Annotated in this window: 9 protein-coding genes; 7 read left to right on the top strand and 2 right to left on the bottom strand. The window is 60.6% G+C overall.

The features are described from left to right. The first annotated feature begins 354 nt into the window (after positions 1 to 354). On the top strand, positions 355 to 1143 hold the full coding sequence (locus tag Q9S52_RS07355) for an NAD(+)/NADH kinase (RefSeq protein ID WP_304708654.1): 789 nt from the start codon (positions 355 to 357) through the stop codon (positions 1141 to 1143). A gap of 1050 nt (positions 1144 to 2193) precedes the next feature. On the opposite strand, the gene Q9S52_RS07350 is transcribed toward Q9S52_RS07355, so the two are convergent. Further along, the gene (locus tag Q9S52_RS07350; RefSeq protein ID WP_304708653.1) at positions 2194 to 2325 is read right to left on the bottom strand and encodes a hypothetical protein; all 132 of its coding nucleotides are present in this window, start codon (positions 2323 to 2325) and stop codon (positions 2194 to 2196) included. Positions 2326 to 2751: 426 nt separating this feature from the next. On the opposite strand from Q9S52_RS07350, the gene der reads away from it, so the two are divergent. The 6 genes from der (at position 2752) to Q9S52_RS07320 (ending at position 12220) form a co-directional block, all read left to right on the top strand. Further along, positions 2752 to 4077, top strand: a complete 1326-nt coding sequence (gene der, locus Q9S52_RS07345) for a ribosome biogenesis GTPase Der (protein ID WP_304708652.1) — start codon at positions 2752 to 2754, stop codon at positions 4075 to 4077. A gap of 411 nt (positions 4078 to 4488) precedes the next feature. Further along, on the top strand, positions 4489 to 4947 hold the full coding sequence (locus tag Q9S52_RS07340; RefSeq protein ID WP_294594247.1) for a hypothetical protein: 459 nt from the start codon (positions 4489 to 4491) through the stop codon (positions 4945 to 4947). Positions 4948 to 4985: 38 nt separating this feature from the next. Next, the gene (locus tag Q9S52_RS07335) at positions 4986 to 8309 is read left to right on the top strand and encodes a glycoside hydrolase family 2 TIM barrel-domain containing protein (protein WP_304708651.1); all 3324 of its coding nucleotides are present in this window, start codon (positions 4986 to 4988) and stop codon (positions 8307 to 8309) included. A 55-nt stretch (positions 8310 to 8364) separates the two neighbouring features. Beyond that, positions 8365 to 8694, top strand: coding sequence for a hypothetical protein (locus Q9S52_RS07330; RefSeq protein ID WP_304708650.1), 330 nt, complete (start codon positions 8365 to 8367; stop codon positions 8692 to 8694). A 122-nt stretch (positions 8695 to 8816) separates the two neighbouring features. Then, positions 8817 to 9323 carry an HAD family hydrolase gene (locus tag Q9S52_RS07325; protein WP_304708649.1) on the top strand — a complete coding sequence of 169 codons (507 nt, stop codon included), beginning with the start codon at positions 8817 to 8819 and terminating at the stop codon, positions 9321 to 9323. 29 nt (positions 9324 to 9352) lie between these two features. Beyond that, a complete protein-coding gene (locus Q9S52_RS07320) occupies positions 9353 to 12220 on the top strand; it encodes a PD-(D/E)XK nuclease family protein (protein WP_304708648.1) in 2868 nt (955 codons plus the stop codon). A gap of 604 nt (positions 12221 to 12824) precedes the next feature. Here Q9S52_RS07320 and Q9S52_RS07315 read toward each other — a convergent pair. Further along, a complete protein-coding gene (locus Q9S52_RS07315) occupies positions 12825 to 15203 on the bottom strand; it encodes an ABC transporter permease (protein WP_304708647.1) in 2379 nt (792 codons plus the stop codon). Positions 15204 to 16436: the final 1233 nt, after the last annotated feature.

Raw genomic sequence — 16436 nt, 5'->3', positions numbered from 1 at the left:
TTCGTTTATCTGTACTTGCCCTTGAGGGTACTGTTCTTTTTGTGAACAAAAAGAACCAAAAAAACTTTAGAGCGCATCCCTGCGGGATGCTCTGGCCGTGTCTGCCCGATTGGTTGGGCTGGATTTTCGGCGGGCGCGCTAATAATGGGCGAGAACCCCACGCGCGCCTCGCCTGAAAATCACAGCCCAACGAAACAAGGCGGAGAGAACACGTGGTCGGCCCAACGGGACGACCTCTGCAAAAGTCTTTTGGGTACCTTTTCTTCAGAAAAGGTACGGTTCCATACTGGGCAAAGAACGATAATCGAACGAATAATAAATAAGGTGCAAAGATACAAATTTTGAGGCAGCGTTATGAAGATAGCCCTTTACGCCCGCGCAGAGAACCCCGAACTGTCCGCCGTCACCGGCGAGATCGACCGGCGCGGTTTCGCATACACCCTGAACCCCGAGAGTTCCGCCGGGTACGATCTGGCCTTGAGTTTCGGCGGCGACGGCACGTTCCTGAGCGCCGTGCGCAAGATGGGAGTGTGTCAGATTCCGATTCTGGGGATCAACTCCGGGCGGCTGGGTTTTATGGCCGCCGTGGCCGCCGACGAGATCGGGCCGGCGATGGAGAAGTTGCGCGAGGGACGGTACAGCGTCGAGGAACGGACACTGCTGGCGGTGGAAGGCGGAGCGACGGGGCGGGCGGTCAACGAGTTCACGATCCAGAAGGAGGGGATGTCGATGATTTCGGTCGAGATCGGCATCGACGGCGGCAATGTGGCGACCTACTGGGCCGACGGGGTGATCGTCTCGACATCGACGGGCTCGACGGCCTATTCGATGAGCGTGGGAGGGGCGATCGTGGCGCCGGGATGCCGGTGTTGGATCCTCTCGCCGATCGCGCCGCACAACCTGAACATCAGACCGTTGGTCGTCCCGGATACGAGTGTGGTGACATTGCGGGTGACGACGCGGAACGGCGGAGAGGCGATCGCAACGATCGACAACCGGGAACAACGGGTGGCGAACGGCACGGGTTTCACGCTGTCTCGCGCGGAACAGGTGTTGCGGGTGATCCGGCCGGAGGGAAACTCGTTTTACAAAACGCTCCGCGACAAGCTCTTATGGGGGGTGGACGCGCGGAACAACGGATAAGAGGTCACAGGCAGAATTGGGCTGAGGCTACCCGTTAGGTCTTTTATTAGGGTTCTTTCCGCCTTACTAAGTGGGGCCCGCCCGGTCCGAGGGCGGTACCTTCCTGTCGGACAGCTGCGCGCCTGAAAAAAAGAGTTGGGCCGTCGGCAGCTGGAGGATGCGCAAGCATCCGTCGAAAGTTTGGCTTCGCGTTGCCTTCGGCTTCCTCGTGCTATCTCGGCATAGCCCGTAAACGGTCTCTGCTCTCGGTACGCTACTCGGTTCCTCCTGGCACCTCGGCCATTCAAACAAGTTTGATGGCGCTCGGTTGCTGCGTCGGTTTTCTGGTTCTCTTTGTTCACAAAGAGAACAGTTTCAGCCGGGGCAATGACCAGACGCGCGCCGCCGCCTAAAGGAGCGATTCAGCTATTTCGGCGTGAGCCGAATTATAGATGAATCGCGCAGGCGCGCGCGAAATCCCTCTTTAAGCGGGCCACGGCCAGCGCGGCGGAGCGAAAGCGGAGCCGCAGTGAGGCGGACACAGGGCAAAGAACTGGGGCGAGCTTTGGGCTGTGCTCGTTCTTCGGGCGGGAAAACCGTAGTCGGTTTTCCCGCCGCGCTGGGCTGAGCATGGGGCTGAGATTTGGGCAGTGGATTGGGCTGAGCTGTTGGCCGGGCTTTGGGCATTGCTCTTGCGACCCTTTGGGTCGCGCAGTTCGCCGCCACCCCACGCGGCGGGCTGCAACTCGTCGGAGCTCGTTGCTGCTCTCCGCTGGTGGCGAACTGTTATAGGTCGAGAGCGAGTAGCGCGATTCGCAGAATCGCCGTCCTCGGCGAGGGCGTCGCTTTAGCGGCGCGTGGGGGGCGCGCCGAGGACGAACCCGACAGACTGGGCGGTGAATGGGCTGAGCTCTTGCGGTTCGAAGAACCGCGCGGGCCGGACGCCTCCCCCTCGGGAGGCCCGCAATACGTCGCTTCGCGTCGAAAATTGCGGTTACCCCGGGCGTCCGACCCACAGTCAAGTCCGAATAGGGTAGCTCCAGCCCTTTGCCCACCGTGGGCCTGCCCCGTTTATTCCGAGAGGCAACGTAACTGAAAACCGTAGGCGCGGCAGTTCGCGTCTCGACCATTGGCATGGTTCATGCTGTAAATTAAGTAATTACTATTGCCTCCCGTGGTCGAAGAAGCCCAAACGCATCCCATATTGCCTATGGCCCACAAACCACCTGGAAGCAGATCAAACAAGCGGTGGCCCGGGGCGGGGCGAACTCACGACGCTGCCCCCACGCGCGCACAAAACAAAAGCAGGACAGTCCGTCACGGCCTGTCCTGCTTTCCGCTTCCGGGAACCACCCCGAAAGCTACTAACCCAAACTCTTTTTATGAAAAGAAGCAATTTGTTTCCAAACTGCCACCTCCCTAAATCGATGGTACAAAGGTAAAACACCCATTTCGAATTACAAAATTATTTTCGTAAATTTTTAAAAAATTTTAATAATAAACTTCTATACACCTAAAATACAGAGACTTACGATTCACCCCGCCGATAACGAAATTTTCCGTACCTTTGCCTACATGCCTGCCCGAGCCGCTACGCACGGGCCGAATAATCACAACTGAAAAATCGTTATGGGAAATATCGTAGCCATCGTCGGACGGCCCAACGTCGGGAAAAGCACCCTCTTCAACCGGCTCGTGGGGATGCGGCAAGCCATTGTCGACGCCACGGAAGGCACCACCCGAGACCGACACTACGGAACCACGGACTGGAACGGACGCGAGTTTACCGTCATCGACACCGGCGGTTTCACGGTCAATTCGGAGGACGTTTTCGAACAGGCCATCTGCCGGCAGGTGAAACTGGCGATCGAAGAGGCCGACGAACTGATCTTCATGGTGGACGTCGAGACGGGAATCACCGACCTCGACCTGCGGATGGCCGACATGCTCCGGCGACAGGACAAACCGGTGCACCTGACAGTCAATAAGGTGGACAACACCATGCGGCAGACCGAAGCCTACGAATTCTACTCCCTCGGGCTGGGCGATCCGATCACCATCAGCTCGATGACCGGATCGGGAACGGGAGAGCTGCTCGACGCCGTCGTGGCCTCGCTGCCGCCCGAAACGGACACCGAAACGGCAGCGGACGAGGAGGAAACGAAAGTGCCGAAAATCGCCATCGTCGGACGGCCCAACGTCGGAAAATCGTCGCTGACCAACGCCTTGCTGGGCGAAGAGCGGAACATCGTCACCCCGATCGCCGGGACGACGCGGGACGCGATCCACACCTATTATAATAAGTACGGGATGGAATTCCACCTGGTCGACACCGCCGGGCTGCGCAAGAAACAGAAGGTGACGGACGACCTGGAGTTCTACTCGGTGATGCGGACGATCCGGGCCATCGAGGATTGCGACACGGCCATCCTGATGCTCGACGCGTCGCAGGGGGTCGACGCGCAGGACATGAACATCTTCCACCTGATCGTGAAGAACCGCAAGGGGTGCGTCATCGCGGTCAACAAGTGGGACACGGTGCCGGACAAGCAATCCAACACGATGAAGGAGTACACGGAACAGATCCGGCAGCGGCTGGCACCGTTCGACGACGTGCCGATCGTCTTCACGTCGGTGACCGAGAAACAGCGGATCTTCGACGTCCTCAAGACGGCGCTGCGGGTGTGCGAAAACCGGAAACGGCGCATTCCGACGGCCGTGCTCAACGAATTCATCCTGCCGATCATCGAACAAACGCCGCCGCCGAGCATCAAGGGAAAGTACATCCGGATCAAGTATGCAATGATGCTGCCGACACCGACGCCGCAATTCGCCTTTTTCGTCAACCTGCCGCAGTACGTCAAAGATTCGTACCGGCGTTTTCTCGAAAACCGGATCCGGGGGGAGTGGGATTTCACCGGGGTGCCGATGCAGATCTACTTCCGGCAGAAATAGGACGGGACAGGTCGACAGGGGTTCTGCAAGCGCACGAAGAACCGGGCGAAGCTGCCGCAGCGAAACGCAGTTTCGCCCGTCCACGGGACATGGGGCCCGATCGTTACTTATGTTATAGTCCAAGGCGCGCGAACAGAGAACGGGGTAGAGGCTGCCAGCAAAACGCCCGATGGGCGCGCCCCGGGCTACCGCGAGAGAGCCAATGGCGGGCTGAGCTACGTCGGCAACAGCGGGTTCAGCTATTCGTCGTCGGTGAGCGGCAGCAATGGGATGTACTTGAATTTCACCGTGACAAGCCTCAATCCCAGCAACGCGAACAACCGCGCCTACGGTCTTCAGTTGCGGTGCCTCTCGGAATAAACGGAAGACCGAAAACACCACACACAGACAAATATGAAAATCTTACCATATATGAAAACCTTACGAATCGGCACCCTCGCCGGACTGCTCCTGCTGACCGGCACCCTGACCGCTCAGGCACAAGGCCGGCGCGGCTGCTGCGGCGGAAACGGCTGGCGGCAGACCGCCGCTCAACGGCAGAACACGGCACGGCGGTCGGCGGATACCTGTTACTACTACGGCTGCGCACTGAGGCAGGGGGCGACCGCAGTTGACAATCGGGAGAGATACTGTCCCCTGGCCGACAGCTGCTACCGGCGGGAACCGTGCGCCGTTCGGCAGGGAGCTTCTTGTCCGGCGGGTTATGACTGCCGCGAAGGTTATTGCCGATACGACAACCGTACCGCAAAAGCACAACCGGCGAATCGACGCGGATACCGCATGCACCGCTACGGATGCGACCGCGCCGTTGCTGTGCGGCGGGATGCACGGCCTTGCACGACCGACTACTGCTACCGAAACGGTCGATAACCCCTCGTATTTTATCCATGCACAACGAACCCAGACATATGACCTTGAAGATCCGACTGTTCATCCTGTCGGCCGCGGTCGGCCTTTCGACTTTCGGCACGGCTTACGGCCAGCTGCCGCCGACCCGGTGGCAATTCGGCGAAAACGACCGCGAAAACGCGACTGCCACGGCTGCCGTGCCGGAGTGGCAGAACCCCGAAATCGCACACGTGGGGCGGGAGACGCCGCGGGCATACTTCATGTCCTACCACAACCGCGACCTCGCCGCGGCGAACGACTACACCACCTCGGACCATTACATCTCGCTCAACCGGCCGTGGCAGTTCAAGTGGCTGCCGGATCACCGGGAGCGGCCCGCGGACTTCTACAAACCGGAGTTCGACGCCTCGGGCTGGGACACGCTGGCCGTGCCGGCCACGTGGGAGGTCAATGGGTACGGAGACGCGATCTACACCAACCAGCCTTACGAGTTCGCGCCGTACAAACCGGCCCCGCCGCAGCTGCCGGCGGCCAATGAAGTGGGGCTCTACCGGACGACCTTCGAGGCGCCGCTCGTGCTGAAAGACCGCGACGTCTACCTGCACATCGGCGGGGCCAAGTCCGGCGTGATCGTCTACCTCAACGGCCACAAGGTCGGATACAGCGAAGACTCGAAGGACGCCGCGGAGTTCAAACTCAACCGCTACCTGCGCGAGGGAACCAACGTCCTGGCGCTGGAAATCTACCGCTGGAGCACGGGGTCGTATCTGGAGTGTCAGGACTTCTGGCGGCTCAGCGGGATCGAACGCGGCGTCTACATCTACTCGCAGCCCAAGACGCACATCGAAGACTTCTACATCGTCTCGACCCTCGACTCGACCTACACCGACGGGATACTGAACGTGGATGTGGCGATGGTCAACAACTTCATCCGGCCGTCGGGGCCGGTACAGGTCTGGTTCGAGCTGGAGGACGCCCAGGGGCGGATGGTCGACTACTCGTATCAGGAGATCGAACTCGACGGCTACGGACGCGACACGGTGCGGTTCCGGCGGACGGCGCGAAACAACGCCGACGCCTTCCGGAACGTCCGCCGGTGGAGCGCAGAGGATCCGTACCTCTATAACCTCGTGCTGAAGATCCGGCACAACGGGCGATTCGTGGAGTATACCAGCGCGCGGATCGGGTTCCGCACCAGCGAGATCAAGGGGAACAAATACTATGTGAACGGCCGGCCGGTCTACATCAAGGGGGTCAACTACCACGAGCACCACGAGAAAAACGGCCACGTGCTCGACGAGGCGACGATCCGCGAAGACTTCCGGTTGATGAAGGCCAATAATATCAATGCGATACGTCTGTGCCACTACCCGCAGCAGCGGCGGTTCTACGAGCTGGCCGACGAATACGGTTTCTACCTCTGCAACGAGGCCAACATCGAGTCGCACGGGATGGGATACGACCTGGCGCAGGGAAAGACCTTGGGCAATAATCCGCTGTGGCTCACGAAACACATGGATCGGACGCAGAACATGTACCACCAGACCAAGAACTTCCCGAGCGTGATGTTCTGGAGCCTGGGGAACGAGGCCGGGAACGGCTACAACTTCTACGAGACCTACCTGTGGCTCAAGGGGATGGACACGCTTCGTCCGGTGCAGTACGAACGGGCGATTTTAGAGTGGAACACGGACATCTTCTGCCCGCAGTATCCCTCGGCGGCGACTTTTGCTCAATGGGGGAGGTCGGAGACCGACCGGCCGTACATCGCATCGGAGTATGCCCATGCGATGGGGAACTCGACAGGCGGGTTCCGGGACATGTGGGAGGCGATCTACGGCTCGCCCAACCTTCAGGGGGGCTTCATCTGGGACTGGGTCGACCAGGGGCTGCTAGTCGAGGATACGGCTACGGGCAACAGCTATTGGGCCTACGGAGGCGACTTCGGCACCGACCGGCCGTCGGACGGGAACTTCCTCTGCAACGGGCTGGTCAATCCCGACCGGACGCCGCATCCCGGGATCGCCGAGGTGAAGAAGATGTACCAGTACGTCTGGTTCCGACCGGTGGATCTGGCGACCGGGCAGTTCGAGGTGGAGAACCGGTACGACTTCACGCCGCTGTCGAAATACACGGTCAAATACACCGTGACGGCCAACGAGCGGACGGTGCGACAGGGGACGCTGACCAACCTGAACCTCGCGCCGGGCGAGAAGAAGATCGTGACGGTGCCGTTGAACGGCTTGGCGGTGCAGCCGGGGACGGAGTACTTCGTGAACTTCACGGTGGCCCTCAAGGCGGCGGACGGGCCGTTGAAGGCGGGCGACGTGGTGGCGACCGAACAGTTCGCCCTCGACCACCTGCGGGGGGCGAAACGCACCTACTCGGCGCCGGGACAGGTGATCGTCGACGCGGGACAGAACGAAATCGAGGTGGTCGGTTCGGGCTTCGGTCTGACGATCAACAAAACGACCGGCACGATCGTCTCGTATCGCGTCGGGAGCGTGGAATACGTGCAAGACGGGTTCGGCCTGCAACCCAACTTCTGGCGGGCGCCGACCGACAACGACTACGGCAGCCGGATGCCGAGCCGGATGCAGGTGTGGAAAGGGGCTTCGCAAGAGCCGACGGCTGCATCGGTGGCGGCTGAGTCCGAGGGGAATACAGCTGTGGTGACGGTGCGGTACGACCTGCCGGAGGGGTGCGGCCTGACGGTGACCTATCGGGTCTATCCGACGGGGGCGGTGCACGTGGGGTATGCGTTCAAGGGCAATCCGCAGTCGAAGAGCGAGCTGCCGCGCGTGGGGATGCGGATGCGGCTGCCGGCGGATATGGCGACGCTGCAATACTTCGGACGGGGGCCGGAGGAGAATTATCAGGATCGCAACTACGGCACGAGCGTGGGGCTCTACCGCAGCAATGCGGCGTTGGAGAACTTCGACTACGTGCGGCCTCAGGAGACGGGACACCACACCGACACGCGGTGGCTGGCGCTCACGCGGCTGCGCGGCCAGGGGCTGCTGGTGGAGGCGGACTCGCTGCTGGAGTTCAACGCCTTGCGGAACGCAGTGGAAGATTTCGACGGTCAGGAGAGCGACAAGCCGTACCAGTGGAACAACTACCGGTCGGACGAAGACCATTCGGAGGCTGCGGGACGGAACATCAAGCCGAAACAGACGCACATCGACGACATCACGCCGCGGGAGTTCGTGGAGTTGTGTCTCGACTACCGGATGATGGGGCTCGGGGGGGACGACAGCTGGTGGTCTCAGCCTTACGCGCAGTATCGGCTGCCGGCGAATCGGGATTACACGTGGGGTTTCACGCTGGTGCCGCTTCGGAGCAGCACGAACGTGCAGCGTCAGGCGGGGTTCCGGTACTGAGATAAGACTTTCGTTCCGGTCTGACTTTACGCGGGCGACCGACCTCGATCAGCCTTTGACCGGTACCTTCCCGTACTACTCGGATGGGGTTCCCGGTGAAAAATACACCAATGGGAACTTCAAAGCCACCAACGGTCGTCTCTACAAGGTAAGCACCTCTGGCGCGGGAACCCCGCTCGCCTGGTACCCCGCACCGGGCTTCCGCAACGGCGCCTCGGGCGCGTTGTGGCGCGTCGGCAGCAACGGTTACAGCTGGTCGTCCACGTCTGTTGATTCGGGCGACCACTACCGTGGCGTGTACTTGAATTTCCACGTGACGTGGCTCCATCCCAGCAGCGCGAGCAGCCGCGCCTACGGTTATCTGTTGCGTTGCCTCTCGGAATAAACGGACGCACAGCGTCTTTTACTGGCCGCCTCGGCCTAAAAACTGGCAACCTCTACCCGAAAGCCCCCAAACAACGAGCAGCCCGCTACCCGCTCCGGACACACCTCGAAAACGTTCGACCTATGCAAAACTTTAAAGAAGAAATCGCACATATCCGCGCCTTCGCCTTCGACGTGGACGGCGTCTTCACCGACGGACGCATCCTGCTGACACCCGACGGCCAGTTCCTCCGCGAATACCACATGCGCGACGGACTCGCCGTGGTGCAAGCCCTGAAAAAAGGCTACCCCATCGCCATCATCTCCGGCGGCAAAGGCGACCAGCTCAGACAGCGGATGGAGGGGCTCGGCATCCGGCACATCTACACCGGACAGGAGACCAAAGTCGAAGCCCTGCGCGACTTTTCAGCACAGTGCGGCGTGCCGCTCGACCAAATGCTCTATATGGGCGACGACTACCCCGACCTCGACCCGATGCGCCTCGTCCGGATCTCGGCCGCACCCGCAGACGCCGCCGAAGCGGTCAAAGGAGCCGCCCACTACGTATCCGGATTCAAAGGCGGATACGGCTGCGTGCGCGACATGATCGAACAGGTGCTCCGGTGCCGCGGCGACTGGTTCGAAAACTGACCCTTTTCTTTCAGCCGGCTCCCCCCACTATGAAAAAATTCCTCGACGAAGTCGCCCGGCACCTCTACTCCGCCTACGGCAGCGGCATCTCCGACCTGCACATCGTCTTTCCCGGCAAACGCGCCCGGCTCTTCTTCAACGAAGCCCTGCTCGCGCTGAGCGACGGACGGCCCATGTGGCAGCCCCGCTACCTCTCGATGGACGACCTCGTCCGGAGCCTCTCGCCGCTCGCCATCGGCGAGCGGCTGCGACTCGTCGCCGAGCTCTACCCCGTCTATCGCGCCTACCACGACGAACCCTTCGACCGCTTCTTCCGGTGGGGCGAGATGCTCCTCGCCGACTTCGACACCATCGACAAATACGGCATCGACGCCGCCGCACTGTATGCCAACATCAGCGACCTGCACGACATTGAAGCGCACTTCGGCGGCCTCTTCGCCGGGAACGACGAGGCCATGACCCTCGTGCGGAACTTCTGGAGCTCGCTCGACCGGCAGGCGGTGCAGTCCGACGAACAGCGGCAATTTCTGAAAATCTGGCGGTCGCTGTTCGACATCTACACCCGGTACAAGGCGCGACTGCGCGAGCTGGGAATCGGCTACAGCGGCATGATCTACCGCGACGTAGCCGACAGCCTCCGAGTCTCGGAGGCGGGGGCCGTCACCGACGAACGGTTCACCGGGAAGACCTTCTGCTTCGTCGGCTTCAACGCCCTGAACGACTGCGAGAAACGCCTCTTCGACTACCTCCGCGAGATCGGCGCCGGGCAATTCTACTGGGACTACGACAACTACTTCTACCGCTCGGAGAGCCAGGAAGCCGGTCGGTTCATCCGCCGGGACGTGGCCCGCTTCGGCGACGACGCCCCGGACTTCGACCGCGACAACTTCGTGCGGCCCAAACGCATCGAAGCCATCTCGACCCCGTCGGACGTCTTGCAGTGCAAAGCCTTGTACCGCGAGCTCCGGCGCATCCACGACGAGCAGGGGTTCGTGGACAAGGAGACCGCCATCGTGCTCACCGACGAAGCCCTCCTGCTGCCCGTGCTCCACTCGATTCCGCCGGAGATCGCGAGCCTGAACGTCACGATGGGCTATCCGCTGGCCGGGACGGTGCCTTATCTGCTGCTGGAACGGCTCCTGTCGCTCCAGCGGCACGCGCGCGAGGGACTCTTCTCGCACACCGACGTGTCGGGCATACTGAACCACCCGTACGTCATCGAACGGTGCGGCCGTGCGGCGCGAGAGGCGCTGAAAACGATTCGGGAGGGACAGACGATCTGGATCGAACCGGCCTTTTTCGCCGGTCAGGGCCTGCTGGAGCGTATTTTCCGGCCGGTGACGGGGGTCGAGGAGATGCAGGCTTACATCGAGGATATTCTCTCGGGCTTCGGAGCCGTGGATTCCGACTCCGAGGAGGCGCGCGAACGGAAAGAGTTCATTTTCACGATCCTCGACCACGTGGCGAAGCTCGGGGCGACGATACGGGACTGCGGCATCGAGCTTCCGGCGGGCATCTACCACTCGCTGCTGCGGCAGTCGCTGGCCCAGAGCCGGGTGCCGTACGAGGGGGAGCCGCTGAGCGGCTTGCAGATCATGGGGATTCTCGAAACGCGGAACCTCGACTTCGACAACGTCATCCTGCTCTCGCTCACGGACGACACCTTCCCGGGGAACCGCGAGGGGAGCTCCTACATCCCGTTCAACCTGCGGCAGGCCTTCGGACTCCCCACGCCGCAGGATCACGAGGCGATGTACGCCTACTACTTCTACCGCCTGATCGCACGGTGCCGACGGCTCACGATGATGTACAGCTCGGCGGCCGACGAACGCTGCACGGGCGAGCAGAGCCGCTATATCTACCAGCTGGAGTACGAGTCGCCGCACCGGGTGGAGCGGTCGAACGTCAACCTGCGGATCGACTACCGGCCGGTGGAAGCGATCCGGGTCGAAAAGTCGCCGGAGGTGCTGCAACGGCTGGAGACGATGGCGTTCTACCCGTCGAAGCTCAACCGCTACATCGACTGCCCGTTGAAGTTCTACTTCGCGGACATCGAGCGGCTCGAAACGCCGGAGGAGCTGGAGGAGGAGGCCTCGCATTTAGACGTGGGGAATACGCTGCACCGGGCATTGGAGGCGCTCTACACACCGCTCCTGAAACGGCCGGATGCGGCACGGGCGGTAGCGGAGTTCGATCGGGAGGGGGTGATACGGGCCACGGAAGCGGCAATGGCGGAAGTCATGGGAGCCCGCGGACGGGATGTGTCGCTCAGCGGACGGATGCAGCTGCATCGCGACACGGTGGCGCGGTACGCGGAACACATCCTGCGCTACGATGCGCGGTCGCAGGCGGAACCGTTCACGGTGGTGGCGTTGGAACAACGGCTGAAGCATGCGTTTCGCTTCGGCGACCGGGAGGTGGTGCTGGCGGGGGTGGCAGACCGGATCGACCGGATGGCGAGCGGCGCGCTGCGGATCGTGGACTACAAAAGCGGGGGGGATACGCCGGAGTTTCCGTCGCCGGAGAGCCTCTTCTCGAACGAGGCGGTGAACACACGCACGGGCGAGCTGCGCTACGAGGCGCACAACGGGGCGGTGTTGCAGACGTTGCTCTACGGACTGATTCTGAATGGGATGCGACCGGCGGCACGGGTACAGACGGAGCTCTACGTGGCGCGGCGGATGGGGACGGTCGATTTCTCGCCGATTCCGGTCTGCAAGGACGAGGCGGGCGCACTGGTTGAGATCGAGGCGTTGGACGAGGAGCTCCGACAAAAACTTTTACAAGGGTTAGAAGGGATTTTCACCTCGCTGTTCGATGCTTCTGTGCCGTTCACTCAAACGGAGCATCACCGCACGTGCGAGTTCTGCGACTTTCGTCCGCTCTGCCGGCGGTAAACGGCAGATATTTCTGTATATTTCCTTGGGTTGGAGGGTACTGTTCTTTTTCTGAAGAAAAAGAACCAAAAAGACTTTCGACGGATGCTAACGCATCCTCCAGCTGCCGACGGCCCAACTCTCGGACTGTTCATCGGGCTGGGATTTTCCGGCGTAGCGCGCTTGAGTTCTTTACCCGTTATTTAGCGCGCTCGCCGAGAAAACCCAGCCCGACAGACTCGCGAAACATGAGGACTGCGGAGCCTAAGGAGTAGCGTAGCTAGCATAAAAGTTTTTGGTGCCGCTTTTTTCAAAAAGCGGCAGTTCCGACCGGCTCAAAGCTCGACCGCGCGCCACGCCTTAAGAGGGAAATCGTCAAAATGTGCTGGCACGTTTTGACAAGATTTCCCAAGGCGCGCGGCAAATTCTGCAAATGTCGCCCGCGGCAATTCTTGCCGAATTGGCTCACCGCCAATCGGCAGAATATGCCCTCTTAATCGGGCGGGCGGCTTGTCCGATGAGAGAGAACTGGCCTCAGGCCGGCCGGGCCCCGCGTGCCCGCGGTGGGCAATGGACTGGAGCCGCCCAAGCAGACTCTTCCTGACCGGAATCACAACAACTCGCATCAGTCACGGATCGCCACGACCGGATTGGCCCGCGTCGCCTTCAGCGACTGCCACAGCACCGTGAAGAACGCGATCGCGAACGCCGCCAATCCCGACAGCGCGAAAATCGTCCACGACAGCGGTATCCGATAAGCGTATCCCGACAGCCACTCACTCATCACGTACCAGATCACCGGCACCGCCAGCACGAACGCAACCACCACCAACCGCAGGAAACTCGTCATCAACCGCATCAGCACCTGTCCGTTCGTCGCCCCGAACACCTTTCGAATCGCCACCTCCTGCGCCCGCTGACGCATAAAGTAAGTCGCCATAGCCAGCATCCCCAACGCCGAAATCACGATCGCCACGAACGACAAGTAGGTGAGAATCTGCGCCGTCCGCTCCTGCGACTCGTACTGCCGCTGGATCTGGTCGTCGAGGAACGACCCCATGAAGAGCTGACCGCCCTTGTAACCGTTGTACCAATCCCGCACCCGGTTCATCGCCCCGAACGGATCGGCCGGCGACACCCGGATCAGGATACTCCACGGGTAAAACTGATCCTCCGGCAGCTGGCGGATCATCGCCTCGCCGATCGGCTTACCCAAGTCCGTCGTGTGGAAATCCCGCACCATCCCCAACAGCGGCGCCGGTGTATCCCATTGCCCCGGATCGAAACACTCCGTGGCATCGTCCGGCAGTTCCAGCCGTTTCCACGCCGTCTCGTTGATCCATACCCCCCGATCGCTCACCACCCCCGTCCGATGCAGCACCTCGAAACCCATCATCTCCATGTAGGTCGAGTCGCCGACAAACATCTGAAAACTGTGCTGCCGCCCCTCCTTGTCCCGGGCCGAGTTATTGTTCCCGCCGTCAGCCGGCGTACCGGCCACGAAAGCCACCTGTTCGACCCCCGGAATCGCCATCAGCTGGCTCCGCACCGCCGCCCGTTCCGCCGCATTCTCCGTCATATTGTCGCACGTCAGCAGATAATCGTGCCGATATCCCAGGTCGGTCTTCATCATGAAGTTCGTCTGCCGGATCACCGTAATCGTACAACCGATCAAAGCAATCGTAATGCAGTACTGGAACGCGATCAGAATCTTGCTGTATACCATTTTGGTCTGCCGCCGGAAAGTTCCCCTCACGACGTCGATCGGCTTGAAGCGCGTCAGCACATAAGCCGGCACGAGCCCCGAGATGACGCCGATCACCACAACCCCGCCCAATGCCAGCGCCACATTGCCCGCCGTGAAACTATCCGCGAGGGAGGTGTCGCACTCCATCACCTCGCGGAACCACGGCACGATCGCCTGTACCAGCAGCAGCCCGAGACAGAACGAAACGAAGCAGATAATCAGCGATTCGAGGATGAACCCGGCGAAGAGGCTTCCCCGCGAACCGCCCAGGAGACGTCGTGTGGCCGCCTCCTGAGCCCGGAATCCGCTCTGGGCCACCGACAGGTTGATGTAGTTGATGATGGCGAAGGCCAGAATCAGCAGCGCCGTCGCCCCCAGCACGGTCAGGAAGCGGCTGTCGTTCTGACGATTAGCCCCATACGACTGCCTCTGACTGAAATAGACCTCTTCCAACGGCTCGAACGAGGCATGGTTGGTCGAATCGTGACGGAAAAGCCAATACATGTCATTGGAATGCACGTATTCGTCCAGGTCGGCCGCCTTGGCCGGCAGATCGGCTTGCCGATGGGCCATAAAATAAATTTCCACGGAACACCATCCGCTATGCCCCATCACATTCATCCCCCATGCCGAACTCAGATTATCGAGCCAAAGCAGAAAGTCGGGGTTGGCAAAATGGGTTTCCTTGTCGAAGTCGGCCACCACGCCGCTGACCACCAGCTCGCCGAATCCGTCTACACGAATCGTCTTTCCCAAGGCCGGTTGGTTGCCGAAAAGTTTGCGGGCATAGGACTCGGTAAGCACCGTTTCGCCTTTGGTCAGCAAGGCCTGTTCGGGCGTCCCCTCGACGAACGGGAACGAGAAGATCCGGAAAAACGAGGAGTCGGTCATCAACGCATTCCCGATATACCGCACCGGCTCGGCACCGTTCTCGGATTCGACCGACACTTCCCATCCATATTTATTGTAAGTCAAGGTATACCGTTCGATTTCGGGATACCGATTGGCCAGATCCGGCGCGGTCGGCGGGGCGAAATTCGTCTGCGAGGAACCGACGATGCGATAGATGCGATCCCGATTGACCTGCGACCGATTGACGGCGACTTCATCCTGCACGTATAGCCCGATGAGCACGACGAACGTAAGCGATACGGCAAATCCGAAGATGTTGATGACGGTAAAGAGTTTGTTCCGTTTCAGGAAGTTCCAGAAAGACTTCAGTTGCAGAAAATTACCCATAATATGATGAATCAGCAAGTCTGTTTTTACAAGGATTGATACAGCAAATATAAACAATATCCTTATTTTTCTTTTATCCGAGGACAAAAAAAAAAAAACAGATAATTATATCAATTTACGCCAAATACACCACAAACAGGCCGACAAATCCTGACACCTGAGCCGATTTTCCAATGAGATGCGAACAGGGAGCTGGGCCGAGGCTGCCCATTCCGCGTGCGGCACGCCCCGCCAGCGCGCGGACAGAGATTTGGGCCGTCGGTAGTTTGAGGATGCGTCAGCATCCGTCTAAAGTTTGGCTTCGCCTTCCTCCTCGCCGCTCGGCAATTTGCAAACTTTGTTTGCATTGCCCTCGCTGGCAGCGTCGGTTTTCTGGTTCTCTTTGTTCACAAAGAGAACAGTACCAGCCGGGGCAATGACCAGATCGCGCGCCACGCCTTAAGAGGGAAATCGTCAAAATGTGCTGGCACGTTTTGGCAAGATTTCCCAAGGCGCGCGAAAAAAGAATGGGGTGAGGAATTGGGCTGAGGCTGCCCATTCCGAGTGCCGGGAGGCACCGCCCGCCCGGCGGACGCGTTCGCGCCACGGCGGGCGGCCTTTATTACTTCAAAGTAATCGCGCGCCCCGCCTAAAGAAGCGATTCAACTATTTCGGTGGTGAGCCGAAATAGTTGAATCGCGCAGGCGCGCGAAAACGCGGCGGAGCGGAAGCGGAGCCGCAGTGAGGCCGACACGGGGCGGAGAACTGAGCTTTGCTTTGGGCTGGAATTTGGGACGAGAGCGAGTAGCTAAGTCCCCGTGATAACGGTCGGCCCGCAGCCCCCGGATGCGGAGGGGACGCACAGCGTCTTTTACTGGCCGCCTCAGCCTTAATATTCGTTCTCCGCTGGCTGCGGCCGAGGACGAACTTGAAAGAATGGGGGCGGTGAATGGGGCGTTGCAGTTGCGACTCGTAGAGTCGCGCGGGCCGAAGCCTCCCGCCGCGGAGGCCCGCAACTGACGTTGCTTTTGGGCCCCGCAGGCTTCGACCCGCTAAGTCAATGGCATTTTCGCAACCTTTGCAAGCTCGGTTGCGCCCCCGCTGGCGGCGAACCGCTAAAACTGAGAGCGAGTAGCGCGATTCGCAGAATCGCCGTCCTCAGCGAGGGCGACGTATTAGCGGCGCGTGGGCGCGCGCCGAGGACGAACCTCGCAGAATTGGAGCGGTTGAATAGGGCGTGCTTTTGCGGCTCGTAGAGCCGCGCGGGCCCCA

This window comes from uncultured Rikenella sp. (assembly GCF_948810725.1).
Taxonomy (GTDB): Bacteria; Bacteroidota; Bacteroidia; order Bacteroidales; family Rikenellaceae; genus Rikenella.
This window is presented reverse-complemented; position numbering and strand designations above follow the sequence as displayed.

Bases quoted from the DNA above. Each gene is read 5' to 3' on its own strand.
- Q9S52_RS07355 (WP_304708654.1), top strand. From the start codon at position 355: ATGAAGATAGCCCTTTACGCCCGCGCAGAGAACCCCGAACTGTCCGCC.
- Q9S52_RS07350 (WP_304708653.1), bottom strand. From the start codon at position 2,325: ATGGGATGCGTTTGGGCTTCTTCGACCACGGGAGGCAATAGTAATTAC.
- der (WP_304708652.1), top strand. From the start codon at position 2,752: ATGGGAAATATCGTAGCCATCGTCGGACGGCCCAACGTCGGGAAAAGC.
- Q9S52_RS07340 (WP_294594247.1), top strand. From the start codon at position 4,489: ATGAAAACCTTACGAATCGGCACCCTCGCCGGACTGCTCCTGCTGACC.
- Q9S52_RS07335 (WP_304708651.1), top strand. From the start codon at position 4,986: ATGACCTTGAAGATCCGACTGTTCATCCTGTCGGCCGCGGTCGGCCTT.
- Q9S52_RS07325 (WP_304708649.1), top strand. From the start codon at position 8,817: ATGCAAAACTTTAAAGAAGAAATCGCACATATCCGCGCCTTCGCCTTC.
- Q9S52_RS07320 (WP_304708648.1), top strand. From the start codon at position 9,353: ATGAAAAAATTCCTCGACGAAGTCGCCCGGCACCTCTACTCCGCCTAC.